This is a genomic window from Peptoniphilus rhinitidis 1-13 (assembly GCF_000246925.1).
Taxonomy (GTDB): Bacteria; Bacillota; Clostridia; order Tissierellales; family Peptoniphilaceae; genus Peptoniphilus_A; species Peptoniphilus_A lacydonensis.
This window is the reverse complement of sequence record NZ_BAEW01000009.1, coordinates 1-19,680: the sequence shown is the minus strand read 5'-3', so window position 1 is coordinate 19,680 and position 19,680 is coordinate 1. Positions and strand designations below refer to the sequence as shown.

Annotated in this window: 11 protein-coding genes, 1 tRNA gene and 1 other RNA gene; 11 read left to right on the top strand and 2 right to left on the bottom strand. The window is 30.6% G+C overall.

The annotated features are described in order from the left end of the window. Positions 1–188 precede the first annotated feature (188 nt). Positions 189–265, bottom strand: a tRNA-Pro gene (locus RH95_RS06295). Positions 266–452: 187 nt separating this feature from the next. Here RH95_RS06295 and RH95_RS06290 point away from each other — a divergent pair. The 11 genes from RH95_RS06290 to RH95_RS06245 all read left to right on the top strand — a co-directional run bounded on the left by RH95_RS06290 (position 453) and on the right by RH95_RS06245 (position 19,042). Beyond that, complete coding sequence (locus RH95_RS06290) at positions 453–1,091, top strand: HAD family hydrolase (RefSeq protein ID WP_010246201.1); 639 nt, start codon at positions 453–455, stop codon at positions 1,089–1,091. Next, entirely contained in the window at positions 1,088–1,696 is a 609-nt protein-coding gene (locus RH95_RS06285) for a VanZ family protein (protein WP_010246198.1), read from the top strand. The genes RH95_RS06290 and RH95_RS06285 overlap by 4 nt, the downstream gene beginning before the upstream one ends. A 70-nt stretch (positions 1,697–1,766) precedes the next feature. Beyond that, positions 1,767–2,111, top strand: a transfer-messenger RNA (tmRNA) gene (gene ssrA / locus RH95_RS09365). Between the two features lie 651 nt (positions 2,112–2,762). Then, positions 2,763–4,199 (top strand): APC family permease, encoded by a 1,437-nt coding sequence (locus RH95_RS06280; protein ID WP_010246196.1) that lies wholly within the window; start codon positions 2,763–2,765, stop codon positions 4,197–4,199. 17 nt (positions 4,200–4,216) lie between these two features. Then, on the top strand, positions 4,217–5,539 hold the full coding sequence (locus tag RH95_RS06275; RefSeq protein WP_010246193.1) for a M18 family aminopeptidase: 1,323 nt from the start codon (positions 4,217–4,219) through the stop codon (positions 5,537–5,539). Between the two features lie 164 nt (positions 5,540–5,703). After that, a complete protein-coding gene (locus RH95_RS06270; RefSeq protein ID WP_010246190.1) occupies positions 5,704–8,370 on the top strand; it encodes an S-layer homology domain-containing protein in 2,667 nt (888 codons plus the stop codon). Positions 8,371–8,568: 198 nt separating this feature from the next. Continuing rightward, on the top strand, positions 8,569–11,088 hold the full coding sequence (gene mprF / locus RH95_RS06265) for a bifunctional lysylphosphatidylglycerol flippase/synthetase MprF (RefSeq protein ID WP_010246186.1): 2,520 nt from the start codon (positions 8,569–8,571) through the stop codon (positions 11,086–11,088). Positions 11,089–11,374: 286 nt separating this feature from the next. Next, complete coding sequence (purF, locus tag RH95_RS06260; protein ID WP_010246184.1) at positions 11,375–12,736, top strand: amidophosphoribosyltransferase; 1,362 nt, start codon at positions 11,375–11,377, stop codon at positions 12,734–12,736. After that, positions 12,726–16,397: a phosphoribosylformylglycinamidine synthase gene (locus RH95_RS06255; RefSeq protein ID WP_010246181.1), complete on the top strand. Its 3,672-nt coding sequence runs from the start codon at positions 12,726–12,728 to the stop codon at positions 16,395–16,397. Before purF ends, RH95_RS06255 begins: the two co-directional genes overlap by 11 nt. Before the next feature lie 174 nt (positions 16,398–16,571). Beyond that, on the top strand, positions 16,572–18,584 hold the full coding sequence (locus RH95_RS06250) for an S-layer homology domain-containing protein (protein ID WP_010246178.1): 2,013 nt from the start codon (positions 16,572–16,574) through the stop codon (positions 18,582–18,584). A 152-nt stretch (positions 18,585–18,736) separates the two neighbouring features. After that, positions 18,737–19,042 carry a DUF4298 domain-containing protein gene (locus tag RH95_RS06245; protein ID WP_010246175.1) on the top strand — a complete coding sequence of 102 codons (306 nt, stop codon included), beginning with the start codon at positions 18,737–18,739 and terminating at the stop codon, positions 19,040–19,042. A 69-nt stretch (positions 19,043–19,111) separates the two neighbouring features. Here RH95_RS06245 and RH95_RS06240 read toward each other — a convergent pair whose 3' ends face one another. Beyond that, a complete protein-coding gene (locus RH95_RS06240) occupies positions 19,112–19,465 on the bottom strand; it encodes a phage holin family protein (RefSeq protein ID WP_010246172.1) in 354 nt (117 codons plus the stop codon). Positions 19,466–19,680: the final 215 nt, after the last annotated feature.

Sequence of the window (19,680 nt, the reverse complement as noted above, 5' to 3'; positions counted from 1 at the left end):
TTTAATTATAAAACATTAATATAATAAATACAAGTTAAAGAAATGAGAGATTCCAACAAGTAGATCGTTTGCAAAAAATATTTTTGTAAAATTTTAGTATAAAACTTTATAAAAGAAATTAAATTTTTGAAGAGAATAGAAATTTAATTGAGCAAAAAAAAAAGAAAGAACAAAGTCTTTCAAAAAAATGGTCGGGGTGAGAGGATTCGAACCCCCGGCCCCATGGTCCCAAACCACGTGCGCTACCAAACTGCGCTACACCCCGATAACAAAAAATTTACAAAAAATTTAAATTCTCTATATTATTTTTTCAACAAATATTATTATAACATCAAATAAAAAAATGTCAAAGCTTTTTTAAAAAAATTTTACTTGTTTTGAAAACTTATTATAGTTGATTTGTAAAAAGTTTACAACTAAAATATAATTAGCTAAAGAAGAATGGAGGTAGTATGAAAGCTATTATATTTGATTTAGATGGTACTTTAGTTGATTCTATGGGATATTGGAGAAATTTGTCCAAAAATTTTATGAGGACGAAATCAATAGATATTTCGAATGAAGTAGGGCACACAATGACTACTATGAGTTTAAAAACTTCACTTAGATATTTAAAAGAATATTACAATTTAAGTGAGAGTTTTGAAGAGCTATATGAAGAATTTAGCGATGCAGTTATAGATTTCTATGAAAATAAAGTTAACTTAAAGGACAATGCTATTGAGGTCTTAAATTATTTTAAAGATAAAGGATTTAAAATTGTAGTAGGGACATCTACTGCAGAAAAATTTGCGGAAATAGTAATAAAAAAATATGGGATAGACAATTTTATTGAGGAAATTTATACATCAGATTCATTGGGATTTATAAAATCTGAAGAAGAATTTTTCACTACAATTGCCCAAAATCTTTGCAATAGACCAGAAGAAATTTATTTAGTTGATGATTCATATTTGGCACTTAGAACTGCTAAAAATGCAGGATTAAAGACTATTGGTATTTATGATGAAAATTCTAGTGACACCTGGGATACTATAGTAAAAGAAAATGATTATTCTATAACAAATCTAATAGAACTAAAAAATATATGAAGTTGTTTTTATTTTTTGCAGCAAGAGCTATACCTGCCTTTATAATTACCTTTGTAATTTTTTCCTTAGTAAGAGTCAAGTTTTTTCCCCATAGGAAAAAAGATTCAAGTGGTTTTAGAGAACTACTCTTGAGTATATTAGCAGGATATATTGCTTTTTTAATTATAATGTTATTTACCCCCAATTCTTATATTGCAAATTCTGGTATTAATCTGACTAATGAAAATTTTGACTTTGTTGGAAACTTTAAGGATAGAATTTCATCGGGATCATGGGGAGTAAATTTAATTCCCTTTAGGACTATAAAAAATTATATAAAGTATTCTGGTTTTCTTCACACGCTTACAAATGTCTTTGGGAATATAATAATTTTTATACCTTTTGGGATTTTAATTCCTGAAATTTTTAAGAAATATAGAAATGTTTCAAAAATTGTTAAATTGTCTTTTTTCACATCTCTTTCTGTGGAGTTTATTCAATTTTTTATTGGAAGATCAGTGGATATTGATGATTTGATTTTAAATGTACTAGGTTCAGCTATTGGATATTTTATTTGGAAAAGTTCTTTGAGATTTAAATTTGCAAAGAAGAATAGACAAAAATAAAAAATTTGAGAGTGTACCTAAAATTGACAAAAATAGCAAATTTTAGTATAATTTTAATCTAATTAAATAGGGGGGCGAAAATGGTTTCGACGGGGATTTTGAGCTTTAAGTAGCGAGTCGTTGATGGATCATACAACGTAAAAATGGTCTATAAAAAATAAACGACGAAAATAATTTCGCACTAGCTGCCTAAGTTTAGGTAGCAATCCGGCCAGATGCCGCGAACTGTAACCGGGTTTCAAATTAGCGGACAAACGAACTCTGTGATTCGCCATAGCAGAGGGGGTTAATGGCGATACTCTGTATGAGTTTGACACTCTAGTAATGCAGAGGAAAATTAAAGAGGAGTCTGCACTCGGAGAATCTTTCTGTAAGAGGTCTTCGGACGCGGGTTCGACTCCCGCCGCCTCCACCAATATTTTAAGTCATTCGTTATGGATGGCTTTTTTTAATCCTATTTATTTAAGATGTAACGTATGCGAAACAAAAAATCACCTCAATATTATAATAGAGTTTTTTAGACATAAAATAATAAGAGGTAGTTATAATATGACTAAAAAGGCAAATTGATTATCACAGACAAATGTATGCGTAAATATAATATTGTATTTATCCAAAGGATATACGAAAATTATGTTTAATCGATACAGACCTGATTATTGGTGAGCAAGTAAGACAGAAACAAAAATAAGATGTTTCAGCATTAGTTATGGAATTTGTACACGAGAAAGAAAATTCAAAGCATGAAATGTTGTTGGTAAAACCATTATAGGAGGAGAGCAAATCATCTGTTTAGAGGTGGTTATGATTAACTTATTAAGTATTGTATTTTTATATTTTTTAAGGTTAAAATTTATATTTTTCAAAATAATAAATACTTAATGATGGTACATAAATGTATTTTAAAGGATTTTGATGTTAATATTCAATTGAATTCAATTAATACATAAGAAATAATAGCTATTATTGTAAAAATGTTTTCTATTTTTTTAAATTAACTAGACGGTAAAAATCATTAAGGTTATAATTAATTTAATCATGCAATATATATGAGAGGAGAAATACAATGCAAGATTCACAAAAGAAAATTAAGTGGTATATGCTTTGCTTTATGGCGTTTTCCACTTTGTGGGGTTTTGGAAATGTTGTTAACGGTTTCGTATTCTTTAACGGAATTCAAGTAATATTTTCATGGGTCCTAATGTTCGTACTTTATTTTATTCCTTATGCACTCATGGTAGGAGAACTGGGATCTGCTTTTAAAGATGAAGGTGGAGGAGTTACTTCATGGATGAGGGCAACTACTACTGATAAAATTGCATATTATGCTGGTTGGACTTATTGGGCAGTTCATATAACATATATTGCCTCAAAGGGCTCTGGTGGACTAAAGGCACTTAGCTGGATGATTTATCACAATGCAGAATTTTATGATTCTTTGCCAACAGTTTATGTTCAAATTGCTACTTTATGTATATTTTTATTTTTCTGCTGGGTAGCAAGTAGAGGTCTTAATCCTCTAAAAAAATTAGCTACTATTGCAGGTTCTAGTATGTTTATCATGGGGATTTTATACATTTTAATGATGTTAGCTGCACCAAAAATTAATCCAAATGGTGGATATTTAAAAATGGATTGGTCCTTTGACAACATAATTCCAACTTTTGATATGAAGTATTTTACAAGTTTATCTATACTTGTATTTGCTGTTGGAGGAATTGAAAAAATGAGTCCCTATGTCAACAATATGGACGGAGATCCAGCAAAAGAATTTCCTAAGTCAATGATTTTTGCGGCTATAATGGTAGTTGTTTCTGCTATTTTTGGAACAATTGCAATGGGTATGATGTTTGATCCAGCTATTATAAATGCAGATCAAGCAACTTTTGATTCTTATGCAGCTAATGGTGCTTATTGGGCATTCCAAAAATTAGGAGATTACTATGGTGTTGGAAATTTAATAATGGTTATTTATGCTCTATGTAATATGATTGGACAGTTTTCAACTCTTGTTGTAAGTATTGATGCACCACTGAGAATGTTACTAGACGATGATAGAACTAATAAATTTATTCCGAGAAATCTTTTAAAGAAAAATAAATATGGAGCATATAAAAATGGAATTAAACTTGTAGTTGTACTTTCTGGTTCAATTATTCTTGCACAAATTTTGGTGCCAGGAGCAGCAACAGTTTTAAGACAACTTACAAAACTAAATTCCATTATGATGCCACTTCGTTATCTATGGGTATTTTTGGCATATATTTATCTTAGAAAAAATAATGATAAATTTGACAGAGAATTTAAATTTTCAAAAAATAATGGAGTAGCACTTTTCTTTGGATTTTGGTGTTTTCTAGTAACAGCATTTTGTTGTGTACTAGGTATGGCATCAGATGATCCTTTCCAATTAAAACTAAATATTATTACACCAGTTGTTTTAATTGCTCTTGGGGTAATATTGCCAGTTATTAGAGCGAAAGAAGATAAAAAATTAAGCTGATTTTAAAAGGAGGAAGTATGGGTTATTTAGAAATTTCAAAGGAATTATTAGAATTTATAAATAAAAGTTCAAGTATGTTTCATACAGTGGCAACTGTAAAAGAATACCTTGATGCAGAAAATTTTATAGAATTAAAAGAAGGTGAAAGTTGGAATATTGAAAAGGGAAAAAATTATTACACAACTAGAAATGGTTCAAGTATAATTGCTTTTAAAGTTGGATCTGATCTTTTAGATTATCACTACCAACTTGTAGCATCTCACTCTGATTCACCTACTTTTAAAATAAAAAGCGTTCCAGAACTTGAAGGCCCAAAGGATTATTTAAAATTAAATGTAGAAGTATATGGCGGTCCAATTGATTCGGTTTGGTTCGATAAACCTCTTACAATTGCAGGAAGGATTCTAGTCGAAGAAGATGGAGAAATTGTTTCTAAACTTTTATATATTGATAGAGATATTTTAATAATTCCAAATGTGGCAATCCACATGAATAGAGATATAAATAAGGGTTATAATTACAATAGACAAGTTGATTTACTTCCGCTATTTACAACAGGTGCACTTAAAAAAGGTGACTATGACAAAATGATTGCAGAAGAACTTGGCGTAGAAGTAGATCAAATAATTTCAAAAGATTTATTTCTTGTAAATAGACAAATTGGAAAAATATGGGGATATAAAGATGAATTTGTTTCATCACCAAAGCTTGATGATTTAGAATGTGCTTTCACATCATTAAAAGCTTTTATCTCAGGAGAAAATGAAAAAGCTGTAAATGTATATGCTTGTTTTGACAACGAGGAAGTTGGTTCAAATACAAAACAAGGTGCAATGAGTACACTTCTCCACGATACTTTAAAAAGACTTAATGCATCACTTGGTTTTGATGAAGAAGAATATTACAAAGCAGTGGCAAAATCATTTTTAATTAGTGCAGACAATGCCCACGCAGTTCATCCAAATCACAAGGAACTAACTGATGATGAAAATAGAACTTTTATGAATGAAGGAATTGTTGTAAAAGAGGCAGCAAATCAAAAATACACATCAGATGCTTTTTCACAAGCAATATTTAAAAAGATTTGTGCCCTTGCAGATGTTCCAGTGCAACATTTTGCCAATAGAAGCAATATGCAAGGAGGGTCGACTCTTGGAAATCTTTCTAACACACAAGTTTCCCTTCACGCAGTGGATATTGGACTTGCTCAACTTGCAATGCACTCAAATTATGAAACAGCAGGTGCAAAAGATCCAGAATATATGATAAAGGCACTTACAAGATATTACAGCACAAATATTAAAATTGATGGTGCAAATAAAGTTTCTATTGAAGAATAAAATTAAAAAGTTTTTAGTTAAAAGAGCGGCTCTTGAGGTTGCTCTTTTTTTGCGTGAAAAATTATTTAAATAATCTTGTTTTACATATTATTTACTCAAATTTATTTAAAGATTAAAAAAGTTAAACTATATTAACAATGAATACAATAATGGAGGTTTTTTAGATGAATAACAAATTTAAGAAAAAGTATTTGTCATTATTTTTGATTATTGCAATAATTTTTACTCTAATTCCAAATGGAATTTTTGCAAAATCAAATGTTGTGGCAGAATGGAATTTTAACAAAGATAATTCCACAGGTTCTATTGAAGATGGAACTCTTAAGATTAAAGATGAAAGTGGAAATAATAACGACTTAGAAATGCAAACTTACACAGGAGGACATCTTACTGATGATAAGAGTGCTGAAGAGTGGGAAAAATATTTGAAGTTTTCAAATGAATCAGTATTAGGAAAAGGTTCCGTTGAATTTAGTGGAATCGCAAAGGATAGAGGGGCAGATTTTATAACGACTCAAAATGCCCCAATAAATAAAGAAACTTTTAGTGATGGTTATACAATTGAAATTTTATATTATTTGCCAAAGACTTGGACTAATAGCGATAGATGGATGGGAATGTTGGCAAGACAAGTTGCTGATCCCAAAAATGTCAATACAATGGACGAAGCAGAACTTGGTTCAACATCTGTTGCAGTTTCAAATTGTAAAGAAATTCAATATTTGACAGTGAATGAAAAGGATTCACATCTTATGAATTCATCTGTGTGGTCTGTTGCAATGGATAAGGGTGGTCAATGGTATCATATTGCTATAACTTGTGACGATAAGGGAAATATAAAGTCTTTCTTAAATGGAGCGGAATCATTTAGAAATTATAATTCAACAGATGGAGGAGCTATGAAAGGTATTTTTGCCGATCCACAAGATGGAAGATTTAGAGTTGGATCATCTTGGTGGAAGGAAGGAAATCAAACTTTAGATAAATTTTTAAATGGAAATATTGAAACAGTTAGAATTTCTAAAGGGGCACTAGATAGAAGTGAGTGGTTGATACCAAATCCAGAAAGTCTTGCAGGAGATTTTGGCACAAATAAGGAATTTGCCTTAGAAAATAAAGATAATTACAATTTTGTATTTTTACCAGATACGCAAAACACTGTCAAATTTAAACCAGATGTAATGGATAGTGCTATTAGGGGATTAATTAATGACAAAGACAAGGGAAATATTAAAGCAGTTTCACACCTTGGAGATATAGTTGAAGATTACGATTCAAAGGAACAGTTTGAAAATTCTAAAAATACATTTTATAAACTTGCCGATTCTGAAATAAAAACTTTGATTATTCCAGGCAATCACGACTATCTGCCTGAAGATGGATATGGTTATGATGATAAAGAATTCTATATGAATCCAAACAACAATCCTAAAGATTTATTTTATAAAGACTATTATGGAAAGGATTCAGAATTTACCAAAAAGGCAAGTTATGTAGTAAATGATTCTCCTTCTGGAAGATCATCTTACATGAAAGTTAGAGCAGGCTCCTATGAGTATTTAATGATTGGTCTTTCTTGGTATGATCTTGGTCGTGACATGGATTGGTTTGAAAATATTTTAAGAAGTAATAAAGAAAATCCAACAATAATTGTGGCTCACAATGTAGTTGACTGTTCTGACACAGAGCCATCTTCTGTTCAGTTTTCAGGAGTTGGAGAAGAAATTTGGAATGTAATTAAAAAGTATGATCAAGTATTTATGACAGTATCAGGTCACTATCATGGAGCTGGAAATAAAGTTTATATGAATGACAATGGAAAGCCAGTCTTGACAGTTTTGGCTGATTATCAATTTTCATACAATGGCGGAAATGGATTTTTCAAGTATATAGAGTTTGACGAAGATGCGAATAAGATTTTCTTAAAAACTTATTCACCTTATGCTGCAAGTCTTTCTAATGATGAAAAAACTTTCTTTGATGTAAATTATATGCTTGGAAAGGGAAATGACGATGTAGTTAATTTTAACTTCAATGATAGATTTGACTTCGCAAAAAAATATGAATATGAAAAGAAAGATCAAGATTCGAAGAAAATTCCATGGACAGATATAGAAGACAATGCGGAATTAATTAAAGATAAAGAAAATAAAAATAATAATACTGAGGATAATTCAAAGGAAGATAGGAAAAGTTCAACCAAGAAACATCATTCTCATAACAGAAAAACTTATTCAGTATTTGCAGGAAGCACACTAAAGAAAGAAAATAAAAAAGAAAGTGTTGTATCAAATAAAACTTCAGATGAAAGTGACTATAAAGATCACTGGGCAAAAGAATATATAGAAAAAGTTTTAGATAAAAATCTAATGGACTTAAAAAGTGGAAAATTTTATCCAGACAAAAAGTCCACAAGAATTGAACTTGTAAAGGCACTTGCAAAGATGCAAAATGTAAGCCCTAAAGATTACAATGAAAAAATCTTTAAAGATTTGGACAAAGATTCAGATGATAATGGCTATGTAATTTGGGCAAACAAAAATGGGATTATCTATGGATATGAAGATGGTGAATTTAAAAAAGATAGAGAAATTTCAAGAGAAGAAGTTGCAGCTATCTTAAATAGATATGTTGAAAAGCTTGGAATTGAAAGAAAAGAGTTTAAAGACATTGACTTTAAAGATTCTGAAAAGATTTCAGACTGGGCGAAGGATGAAGTTAAAAAGGCTGTAAATAGAGGTATTTTTGAAGGAAGAGATAATGGAGAATTTGCACCAAAAGATAATATAACGAGATCAGAAATATCAAGAGTAATTGTAAATTTACTTTAATAATTCCAAAATAAATTTATTTTAAAAGATGCTTAAGACGAATTAAGATTGTAGAAAAACTTCGCACAAAGGAGTTTTTAATTTGTAATCAATCTAAAAGATGTCAAAGGGCATCTTTTTATATTATTTATTTAAAAATTTAAAAAATAATTGTAAAATGAATTTGGAGGTAAAATTTATTTTATATAGGGGGGAATAGTGGAAAAGTTAAAGAAAATTTTAAAGAATATAAAGCCAATATTTTTATCTGGCGTTATTTTATTAATTGTTCTTGAATTTGGAAAACTTAGAAAAGAAATATCTTTAGAAGAAATTTCTAGAATATTTTATGAAATAAATTTAATAAAAATTTTTGCCATGGCAATTTTAGGATTTGTATCTTTTTTGCCAATGCTTGGCTATGATTTTTTGCTCAAGAAATTTTTAAAAATAAATAGGGACAAAAAGTATATTGTAAAGAGATCCATTACAATAAATTCTTTTAATAATTTAATAGGTTTTGGCGGAGTAATAAACTTGGGACTTAGAATGAGATACTTTGGAGAAGAAAAAGAGGACAAGCACCTCTTTGAATTTCTTGTGAAGTCCCTTCTCTTTGATTTGGCAGGAATTTCTTTTCTTGCAATTATATCTTTAATATTTTTGTTAATTTCAAAAAGTAAAATTTTAATAAATTATAAGATTTGGTTAATTGGAGGAGTGCTATATTATCCAGTTTTATTTCTCGCTTCAAAAATAAGAAATGATGGAGAATTTGCAATTTCAAAAAAATATGCAGCAGAAGTTTCTTTAGTTTCTTTCTTGGAGTGGCTTGGAGCTTGCCTATTTTTTATTTTTATTGGATTTGTTTTGGGAATAAAAGTAAAATTTTTTAATATACTATCAATTTTTGTAATTGCAAATATAATTGGAATTGCATCCTTTATGCCGGGATCCATTGGTTCTTTTGATTTAGTGGCACTTGCTGCACTTACATCTGTTGGAGTTAAAAGCGAAGTAGTTTTTTCTTGGATTTTACTTTATAGAATTTTTTACTATATAATTCCCTTTGCAATTGGATTTTTATTTTTTATGGAAGATTTGGGCTCAGTCTTTGACGAAAAAAAGGACAATATCCCTTCAAAGATAATAAAATCTTTGGGGCTCGATTTATCCTCAACGATGCTTTATATAACAGGTGCTTTTATGATAATTTCCACCACAATACCAGATGAGCTTGGAAAATTTCAGTGGCTAAAAAATTTTAGTCCCCTTCATGCGAATTTAATTTATCAATTTCCAAGCCTCTTCTTTGGATTTTCTTTTATAATACTTGGGCGAAGCACAAGAGAAAAAGTAAAGAGGACTACAAAAGTTACTTTGATTTACCTTGTACTCGCACTTACCTATTCAATTTTAAGTGGATTTGGATTTATTGAAATGTTTTTTATAATTATTTTAATTTTCTTGACAATAACAACAAGAAAAATTCCTCATAGAGAGCAGCTTGTCTACTCATCTGAAGCTGTTACAACGGATATGGTTATACTTGGAATAATTTCTATTGTAACAATTTATTTTATGGCAATAAATTATAAATTAAAACCTATAAATCCAAAGGACTTCTTTATAGTGCCCTTTGAAAATAGCTTTTTACACTTTGTCATTGTATTTACACTTTTAATAGTGTCAGCGTCTTTTCTATCAAGATATTTAAAAGGAAAAAGGATAAAGCTTGGAGAGAAAATGGATCCAGAAAAAATCTTAAGCCTTTTAGAAATTTATGATTCTCATCCTGAATCAGGTCTTGCCCTTGTTGGAGATAAAGAAATTTATTATTACAAAGATGAGGAAGTTGCAACTTGTGGGATGTCTATTTACACTTATAAAGACAAAATAATTGTAATGGGCGAACCTTTTGGCAATAAAGAAGACTTCGATAAACTTTTGGATAAATTTATAAGAGATGCAGATACTTACGGATACAGTCCAATTTTTTATGAAATTGGAGAAAAACAAACTATAAAACTCCATGATTATGGATTTTCTTTTCTAAAATTTGGAGAAACTGCAAATATAGAACTTGAAAAATTTTCATTGGAAGGTAAAAAACACAAGATGCAGAGGAAAGTTCTTTCAAAATTTGAAAGAAATAATTATACATTCGAAGTTTTAAAACCTCCCTATGATGAAGAATTTTTGAATAAGTTAGAAAATATTTCCGCAAATTGGCTTGGCGATAAAAAAGAAAGAGGATTTTCTCTTGGGTATTTTGACAGAGATTATTTAAAGTTTTGCGACATGGCAGTAGTGCGAGATGAAGATAAAAATATCCTTGCTTTTGCAAACATTATGCCAAATCCAAATAGTGTTTGTGCCACAATTGATCTTATGAGATACAAAAAAGATGAAAATTTAGATAGTATTATGGAATACCTGCTTTTGAAACTTACGATATATTTCAAAGAACAAGGGAAAAAATATTTTGAGATAGGAATGGCGCCACTTTCCAATGTTGGCATTAATACAAATAGTTTTGTAGAAGAAAAGGTTGCATATTTAATTTATAAGTTTGGATATAAATTTTATTCTTTTGAAGGACTTAGGGCTTATAAGGAAAAGTTTTCACCAACATGGGATCCAGTTTATTTAAGTTATCCTAATAAAACTTGGATTTTAAACAATATGATTGCGATTTTTATTGTAGATATAGTTTCTGTAAAGTATAGGGAAAAGTAATATCACAATTTAAAAATTAGATGTAATAATTACAATTTCATATATTTATGATATAATTATTTTATTATGGTTGGAGGATTAGTTGATTTTATGTTTTTATTTTCTGCGTTTTCAAAAAGTTTTTATCATAGAGATCATGGACTTAGAAACGCAATTTTTGCGACTAATTTTTCATATAGATAATTGATGCTCATCTTTTGATGGGCTTTTTTATTTAGAGAAAGCAGTGGGTAATTTTATTTTAATTTGAAAATAATTTATAGAATTATAAGAGGGTGTTATTTTAATGTGTGGAGTTATTGGAATTTATTCTGAGAGTGATGTAAGTAAAAAACTATTTTATGGACTTAACTCTCTTCAACACAGAGGTCAAGAGGCAAGCGGAATCTGTGTATTTGATGGAAAAAATATGATATTAGATAAGGGTATGGGTCTTGTCTATGATAATTTTGATGATGAAAGTTTTTTGAAACTAAGTGGAAATATTGGCATAGGTCACGTTCGCTATGCCACAGCAGGTGGATCTTATGAGTACAATTCACAACCACTACTTGCTTTCTCAAAGAACAAAGAATTTGCTCTTGCACACAATGGGAATCTCGTAAATCACAAGTCAATTAGAAAAGAACTTGAAGATGAAGGTATGCTTTTCCAAACTGCAATTGACACAGAAGTAATTTTATCTCTTGTCGCAAAATATTATAAAGGCGATATAATTGAAGCTGTTAAGAAAACTATGGCAAAGATAAAAGGAGCTTACAGTGTTGTAATGCTTTTTGAAGATAAACTCATAGCCTTTAGAGATCCCTATGGATTTAGACCTCTTCTTATAGGAAGGGCAAAAAATGGTGAAGTTATAATTGCATCTGAAAATGCTCCTCTTGAAATTATTGGAACAGATGCCATAAGAGATGTAGAACCTTCAGAAATTATTGTTGTAGATAAAAATGGAATCCACTCAGATTTTTATGAAAACAAAGAAAAAAAACATTGCATCTTTGAATATGTTTATTTTGCAAGAACAGATGCAACACTTGACGGAGTAAATTCCTACAATTTCAGAAGAAGATGTGGCGAAATTTTGTCCAAGGAAGCACCAGTTGATGCAGATCTTGTCATTGCAGTACCAGACTCTGGGACACCTGGGGCAATGGGATATGCACAAGAATCAGGCATTCCTTTTGCAGAAGGTCTTGTAAAAAATAGATATATGGGTAGAACTTTTATAAAGCCTACGGCAGAAGAAAGAGAACTTTCTGTAAAATTAAAATTAAATCCTTTAGAAACAGTTTTGCGTGACAAGAGAATTGTAGTTGTAGATGACTCCATAGTTAGGGGAACAACTTCAAAGAATTTAATTACGAGAATGAAAAAAGCTGGAGCAAAGGAAGTTCATATGAGAATTGTTTCGCCTCCAGTAAAATATCCTTGTTACTATGGGATAGACACACCGTCTAGAAGAAAGCTTATTGCAGCAAATTATTCTGTTGAAGAAATGAGAGAAAAGATTGGGGCAGATTCTTTAGCTTTTATATCAATGGAAGGCATGCTAGATGCGACTTTAATGGAAGAAAATATTTTCTGCGAGGCCTGCTTTAATGGCAATTATGCAGTTGAGCCAAAGGAGTTAGTTGAAGATGAAAAATAATATTAAGAGAATTTATGTATGCAAGAAAGATGAATTTGACCACGATTCAAAAGCACTTCGAGAAGAAATAAAATCATCTCTTGGAATTGATGCTTTAAGTTTAAAAAAATACAGAAGATATGATGTTGAAATTTCTGACAAAACTTTGGAAGAAACAATTTCAAATGTATTTTATGAACCACCAGTAGAAGAAATTTATTGTGAAGATTACAAAAGATTAGAAGAAAGTTTTTACAAGACAATTGGAGTTGAGTATCAAGCTGGACAATTTGACAATAGAGAAGATGGACTTATTCAAACACTTGCACTTTTTACCGATGAAAAAATAAAGGCAAAGGTGGCAGAAATTTATGACATAGAGGGCATAAGTGATGATGAACTTAAAAAAATTAAAGAATTTTTAATAAATCCTGTCGATTCTCACGAAGTAGATGTATTTGAAAAAACAGATTTAAAAGATGACGCAAAAGAAAATCACGAAAATCTAATTTATAATGGTTTTAACAATTTAGATGAAAATGGATTAAAAAACTTTGTAGAAGAAAAGTCCCTTGCCATGAGTAAAGAAGATTTAAAAGTTCTTCAAAATTATTTTAAATCTGAAAATAGAGATCCTAATGAAACAGAAGTTGCAATAATAGATACTTATTGGTCTGACCACTGCAGACACACAACATTTAATACAGAATTAGATATAGATTTTGATGTTGTGACAGAACTTGATAGAGAAATAAAAAGAGCTTTTGACTCATACATGGACATGAGAAAAGAACTAGACATAAAAAAACCAATTACACTAATGAGTCTTGGTACAATTTTGTCCAAAGAACTTAGAAAAAATGGAAAGCTAGAAGATTTAGAAGTTTCCTCTGAAATAAATGCTTGCTCTGTTAAGATAAAGGCAAAGGTAGAAGTAGATGGCAAAGAAGAACTTCGTGACTATCTACTTATGTTTAAAAATGAAACGCACAATCATCCGACAGAAATCGAACCAGTTGGTGGAGCAAGCACTTGCCTTGGTGGAGCAATAAGAGATCCACTTTCTGGCAGAAGTTATGTATATCAAGCTATGAGAGTAACTGGAGCGGGAGATCCTTTCACTCCAATAGAAAAAACTTTAGAAGGAAAACTTCCCCAAAAGAAAATCGTAACAGAAGCAGCACTTGGTTATGCATCCTATGGAAATCAAGTTGGTGTTGCAACGGGTCTTGTCGATGAAGTTTATCACAGTGGATATGTTGCAAAGAGAATGGAAACGGGTGCAGTAATTGCCGCAGCACCTCTTGAAAATGTAAAGAGAATTGAACCAATAGAGGGCGATGTAATAATTTTACTCGGAGGTAAAACTGGTAGAGATGGAATTGGTGGAGCAACGGGATCATCAAAGTCACACAATGTTTCTTCAATTGAAACAGAATCAGCACAAGTGCAAAAAGGTAATGCACCTGAAGAGAGAAAAATTCAAAGACTTTTCAGAAATCCTGATGCAGCAAAATTAATTAAAAAATGTAACGATTTTGGAGCAGGCGGAGTTTCCGTTGCCATAGGAGAGCTTGCAGATTCTATTGAAGTAAAGCTTGATAAAGTTCCTCTAAAATATTCTGGACTAAAGCCAAGAGAAATTGCAATTTCAGAATCGCAAGAGAGAATGGCAGTAGTTATAGATAAAGAAGATGTAGAAAAATTTATAAAACTTGCAGATAAAGAAAACTTAGAAAGCACAGAAGTTGCAAAGGTAACTGGCGACGGCAGACTTAAAATGTATTATGAAGATGAACTAATTTGCGACATGAGCTACGACTTTGTAAATCAAACTGGTGCAAAGAGAGAAGAAAAAGTTGAAGTAGTAAGCGAAGACTTCCCAGAATTTTTGACAAATAAAGATGGAGTAGAAGATTTAGAAAAGTACTTATCAGATTTAAATATCACATCAAAGAAAAATATGGTAGAAATTTTCGACTCATCAGTGGGAGCGTCAACTGTACTTCAACCTTTTGGCGGTAAAAAACAAAATACACCTTCACAAGTTATGGCAGCACTCATACCAACAGATGATGGCAATTCCAAAACAGCATCTGTTATGAGTTATGGCTTTAATCCAAAACTATCAGAAGAATCGCAATATCTTGGAGGATATTATGCAGTAATAGAATCAATTGCAAAACTAATTGCAGCAGGTGCACCCCTTACTGGAATTAGACTTTCTTTCCAAGAATTTTATGAAAAGATGGACAATAAAAAATCTTGGTCAAAGCCACTCAAGTCACTACTAGGAGCACTTACAGCATCAAGATATTTTGATGCACCTCCAATTGGCGGCAAGGATTCAATGAGTGGAACTTTTGAAGATATAAATGTAGCTCCAACATTAATTTCCTTTGCAGTAAATACACAAGATGCAAAAAATATTATAAGCCCAGAATTTAAAGGCAAGGGAAAAATCGGAGTTATAAAAACAGACAGAGAACACATTGGAACACTTAACTTAGAAGAAGCAAAAGAGAACTTTGAACATCTAGAACAAGAAATAAAAAGTGGCAATATAATTTCAGCAGCAGCAATAAATCACAAGGGAACACTTCCACAAATATATGAAATGGCAATAGATAATGTAGGTTTTGACTTACAAGTAGTTGACCTTTATTCACCACTTTATGGTTCTTTTGTCGTAGAATATTTAGAAGACAGAGATTTTATCGAAAAAATTGGCGAATTTAGAAGTGACATGAAGATGAAAGTAAATGGAAAAGAACTTGACAAAGGAAAATTAGAAAAAGCTTATCTTCACACAATGGACAAAATATTTAAGCCAACTGACTCCCATAAATTAAGTGACATAAAACAAAATAAAGCACCAGATAGAAGAAGAAAGTCTAAAAAACCAGTTGACGAAGTAAAAGTAATAGTTCCAGCTTTCCCTGGGACAAATTCAGAGTATGATACAGCAAGAGCCTTTGAAAGAGCCGGAGCAAAAGCAGAAATTGTAATATTTAAAAATAAAGACGAGGCCAAAGTTTTAGAATCAATAGAGGAACTTGCAGAAAAAATATCAGAAGCACAAATACTTGCTATACCAGGGGGATTTTCATTGGGAGATGAACCAGGAGGATCAGGAAAATTTATTGCAAATGTAATAAGATCAGAAAAAGTAAAAAGAGCGATTGAAAAACTTTTAAATGAAAATGACGGACTGATTTTAGGAATTTGTAACGGATTCCAAGCACTTATAAAGACAGGGCTGCTTCCTTATGGAGAAATAAAAGAATTAAAAGAAGAGGATCCAACGTTAACGTATAACACTTGTACAAGACATATAGCAAGAGTAGTTGACACAGTGGTGATGTCTAACAATTCACCTTGGCTTTCAAAACTAGAAGTTGGAAAAACTTACAAAGTTCCAGTTTCACATGGAGAAGGAAGACTTATAGCAAGTGAAGAAAAAATAAAAGAAATGTTAGATAATGAACAAATCGCAATTTGTTACGAAGATGCACCAAATGGATCAGCACTAAATGTAGAGGCACTTATGTCAAAGGACGGAAAGATTTTAGGAAAGATGGGTCACAGTGAGAGAGTGACAGAAGACACATTTAAAAATATTGATGGAATAGAATTAGAAGATATATTTACAGCAGGTGTAGAATTTTTCAAAAAAGACTAAACACAAAATTAGGGCTATCAAAAGGTAGTCCTTTTTATTTAGTGCGAATGTAAAATCGTAGAAAGTTTTTATTTATATTTTACAATCATCTAAATCAATAGAAAAAATCTAAGGATTATGATATTATTGGATATGAAAATCGTTGATGTTTTCAAAAAATAAGGAGGGACTATTATGTCAAAAAGAATTAATTGTCTGGTCCTTGCATTAGTAATGGTTATGTTAACATTTGCAGATGTTTTTGCACTGCCAGAGTTTGATCATACTATTGGAAGAGATCAAAAAATCGAAACTTTACAAAAGAAAGGCTACCTACATGGTTATGCAGACGGATCTTTGAAACTTGAAGATAAGATTAAAAGAAGTGAATTCTCAACAATAATTGTGTACGCCTTAGAAAAACAAGAGGAAGCAAAGAAATTACAAGGAAAGGAAAAACCATTTACTGACGTAGAAAAAGAATATTGGGCAAATGGAATTATTTCGGTTGTAAAAGATGAAAAGAGTGCAAATAATATTGATATTATTGCAGGATATCCAGATGGAACTTTTAAGCCTGAAAATAAAATCTCTAATGCAGAAGTAATCAAAATGTTAGTTTGCTTAAAGAAAAAAGATTTGACTAAGGAAATGTATGAAAATGCTACATGGCCAACATCTTGGATAGCTTGGGCAAGGGAACTTGGAATTATTGGAAAAGACTCTAATATAAAAGAAGACTTAGATTTTTCAAAAGAAGGTCTAAGAGGCGATGTTTTCACAATGTTTTACAATGCTTTTATGGAAGAAGAAAAGACTACTACAAAAGTAGCAAAGAATTCTTTACCAGTAATGGATATTAAAGATAGCAAATGGCCAACAGGTGGAGGATCAAAATCACATAGAAGTACTAGAAAAGAATCAAGTCCATTAGTTCCATTAATACCAGCAGAAACAATAACACCATTAGAACCATCAAAACCAACAACAGATGAATTTACTTTGAAGGTAATTGATGAACAAAGTGGAATAGAAAATTTAACAGCACCAAAGGAAAATGGAAAATACGACAAAGGTACAGAAATTTCATTTACAGTAAAAGCAGTGCAAGATAAAGTTGCAAAAGTAGAAAAAGTTGTTGGAGAAAATTCAGAAGAATTATCAATAGGAGAAGATGGAAAATATACATTCACTATAACAGAAAACACAACAATAAAATTGACTTATGAAGATGAAGCATCAACATGCCCAACAGAAGATGAAGTGAAAAATAACTTTGCAAATGAAGTAGAAAAAGCAATAAATAAAATAATATTGCCAGAAGGATTAACGCAAACATTTGACAAAGAAACGAGAACATCAAAGGTAGAAATAAATAATTTACAAACAGCACTTGAAAACATAACAGGAACAAATGCAATAGTAAAGTTAAAAGATTTAGCAGCAAATCATGGACTAAAGTCTTTTACAATAGGCACAAAAACTGTTGATAATCTTGAAGAAAAGTCGTATAAAGAATTAAAGGAAGCTGTAATTGATGCATTATTAAATGCACCAGAACTACAAAATTTAGATATTACAACAGCAGATGGCTATAAAAAATTAGAAGGAAAGAAAATAGAAGCAACAGTAAGAATCGAATCAAAAGAAGAGAATTGTGAGAGAGAAGTAACAGATAATTACAAAATTGTATTTGACAAAGTGATAGTTCCAGAAGCACCTGTTTCAGAAGAAGAAAAATTAAAAGAAGACTTTGCAAATGCCGTTTCTAGTGCGATAGATGAAATTAATTTTGAAGGAATGACAAAAACATTTAACAAAGAAACAAGAACAGCAACAGTTGATATAGAAAATTTACAAACAGCACTTGAAAATATAACAGGAACAAATGCAATAGTAAAGTTAAAAGATTTAGTAGCAAATCATGGACTAAAGTCTTTTACAATAGGCACAACAACTGTTGATAATCTTGAAAAAAAGTCAGATAAAGAATTAAAGAAAGCTGTAATCGAAGCATTATTAAATGCACCAGAAATAAATATAGAAGATTCATCCCCAGAAAGCATTAAAAAATTAGAGGGAAAGACAATAACGGCAACTGTAAATTTTGAATCAACAAAAGATGATAAAACTGTTAGTGCTTCAGATGAATATAAAGTTAAAATTGGAAAGATTACTATTCCAGATAAAGTAGAAGAAAATAATTAAATAAAATTTTTACAGCCCTGGCAATATGTTAGGGTTGTTTTTCATTCAATTATTTTTCTTCATATAAATCTCTTTTTATAATATAATTTATATTGTGAAGAGTAAAAATTAAATAAGATAAAGGATAAAAATTATATTATAAGGAGGACGGTATGGATCCTGTTAAAAGAATTACTGAAATGGAAAGAATTTTAAACGATCACGAAGATTTAATTAAAAACTTGAGAGATGCAATCGAGAAGTTTGAAAAACATCAAGGTGAATACCAAAAGCTAAGCGATTATTACAGCTCTGAAGTTTATTTTGACGATTTAAAAAGATATGATAAAGGCGAACTTCCTAAAAATTTGCCTTGTGGAGTTTTGTCTGAAGATGCTGTGTTTGATTTATTTGGGGACAATTTTAATGTTGCAATTGAAATGCTTGAGCTTGCAACGAATATTTTAAAAAATCACTAAATTTTAAATAAATATGATACAAATTAAAAAATCCGCAGGATAGACATTGTCAAAACTGCGGGTTTTTTATTATTTTTCAAAATTTTTGCTAATAGCTTCTCTTATAAGATTATTTAGAAAACTTAGCACGATACTTGCCCAGAAAGCCGTACCAAAACTTCCGATGGAAGAGTTTGGTGCAAGACTAAAGGAGATTTCCAAAACAATTGCGTTTACTACAAGTGAGAATATACCAAGAGTTACAATTGTAATTGGCAGAGATAATACTTTTAAAATTGGCTTGATTGTCATATTCACTAGTGCAAATATTATTGCCATGGCAACAATTGATCCAGCATTTGCGAAGTGAATTTTGTCAAATAGTAAATCTAAAATGTAAAATGATAAAAAGTTCGCCACTAAAGCGCCAAATAATTTTTTCATAAGCACCCCCATCCTTATATTAACTCAAATTACCCAAAGTTAAAAGCAGTATTTGTAAAATTTTATTTATAATAGGTTTAAAAAGTTAAGTAAAAAATAAATACTTAGAATATAAGACTAAGAATATTAAAAATTTGACTAATAGAAAAAGAGAAAACGTATTCAAAAAAAAAAAATAAAAAATACTACTAACTAAACTTCCTACTAATTTAATT